This window comes from Kitasatospora sp. NPDC059571 (assembly GCF_042735675.1).
Classification (GTDB): Bacteria; Actinomycetota; Actinomycetes; order Streptomycetales; family Streptomycetaceae; genus Kitasatospora.
In genome coordinates this window covers 1-1,617 of sequence record NZ_JBHWBW010000799.1, presented here as the reverse complement: position 1 = coordinate 1,617, position 1,617 = coordinate 1, and the positions used below count along the sequence as shown (strand labels likewise).

At 75.6% G+C, this 1,617-nt stretch carries 2 protein-coding genes; both read left to right on the top strand.

Annotated elements, in window-relative coordinates; all coding sequences use genetic code 11:
- Positions 1-1,067, top strand: a 1,067-nt coding sequence (locus ACFV0G_RS39150) for a mechanosensitive ion channel family protein (RefSeq protein WP_380558621.1), incomplete at its 5' end; no start/stop codon positions are given.
- A 135-nt stretch (positions 1,068-1,202) separates the two neighbouring features.
- Entirely contained in the window at positions 1,203-1,433 is a 231-nt protein-coding gene (locus ACFV0G_RS39145) for a DUF6458 family protein (RefSeq protein WP_380558618.1), read from the top strand.
- Positions 1,434-1,617 lie beyond the last annotated feature (184 nt).

Genomic DNA, 1,617 nt, shown 5'->3' with positions numbered 1-1,617 from the left:
GAAGGAGAACCATGTCCCTGTGGAGTGCCCTGCGGCCCGTCGCCGTCGTCGCGGCGGTCGTCCTCACGGCGCTGGTGCTGGACCGCGCCGTGCTGCTGCTCTCCCGTCATCTCGCCCCGCGGCTGGCCGGCAGCCCGCTGCGCGGCCTGCTGCGGCCCTGCCGGGTGCCCGTCCTGCTCACCCTCGGCGCGCTGCTGCTGCTCGCCGCCGAGCCCGGGGCCGGCCTGCCCGACCCCGCCCGCGGACCGGTCCGGCACGGCCTGGTGCTGGCCGCACTCGCCACCGGCGCCTGGCTGCTGGCCCGCGGTGTGGCGCTGCTGATCGACACCTCGCTGGCCCGGTACGCCACCGAGCGGCGCGACCCCGCGCGGATCCGCCGGGTGCGCACCCAGACCGGCATGCTGCGCCGGCTGGCCAGCGCCGGGATCGCCGTGGTCGCCCTGGCCGCGGCGCTGATGACCTTCCCGGCCGTGCGGTCGGTGGGCGCCAGCCTGCTCGCGTCCGCGGGCATCCTCGGCCTGGTGGTCGGCGTCGCCGCACAGAGCACCCTGGCGAACCTGTTCGCCGGGATCCAGCTCGCCTTCGGCGACATGGTGCGCCTCGGCGACGAGGTGGTGGTCGCCGGCGACTGGGGCACCGTCGAGGAGATCACCCTCACCTACGTCGTCATCACCACCTGGGACCAGCGGCGGATCGTCATGCCGGTCTCGTACTTCGTGGGCAAGCCGTTCGAGAACTGGTCCCGGCGCGACCCCGCGATCACCGGCACCGCCGTGCTGCACCTCGACCACCGGACGCCGATGGCCGAGCTGCGCGCCGAGTTCGAGCGCCTGCTGAAGGAGAGCGACCACTGGGACGGCCGCGGCAGCGCCCTCCAGGTCGTCGACACCACCCCGAGCACCATCGTGGTGCGTGCCCTGATGACCGCGCGGAACGCCTCCGACGCGTTCGAACTCCGCTGCTGGATGCGCGAGCACCTGATCGGCTACCTGCGCGGAACACACCCGGAGGCGCTGCCGAAGGTCACCCTCGACCGGACCGCGGCCGGTTCGTCCGACCGGCCCTGACGGCCCCTCCGCCCGGTCCGCCGCGGGCAGTTCGGCCCGGCACCGGGCGGACGGACGCGGATGCCGGCGCAAACCGGGGGTAGACGCGCAGCGGCCCCCGCTGGGAGGGCCGGACCGACGACGAAGGGAACGACCATGGGCCTCGGCGGCTGCATCATCCTGTTCGCGATCGGAGCCATCCTCACCTTCGGTGTGGACTGGCACTTCTCGGGTGTCGACCTGACCGTGGTCGGCATCGTCCTCATGGCGGCCGGCCTGCTCGGCGTGGTCGTGTACGCGAGCGTCCTCGGCCGCCGCCGCACCCTCGGCGGCCGCGGCCTGGACGACGTGGTCGTCGAGGAGCGCCGCTACCACGACACCCTCTGACCCCGCGTCGGACCGCCCACCCCGACCCCCCACGATCCGGAAGGACAGCCGATGACCACGGACGACCGCCCGGACGGGCGGCGCGCGCCCCCCCCGGGCGGGCTGCGGGGGGCCGCCCGCCCCCCCCGCGCCCACCGCGCGCCGGTTCACACGCGCGCGGTGGCGGGCGCCGCGCGCCCCGAGC

Excerpts from the sequence above, each read along its gene's own strand:
- ACFV0G_RS39145 (WP_380558618.1), top strand. The coding sequence starts at position 1,203 with ATGGGCCTCGGCGGCTGCATCATCCTGTTCGCGATCGGAGCCATCCTC.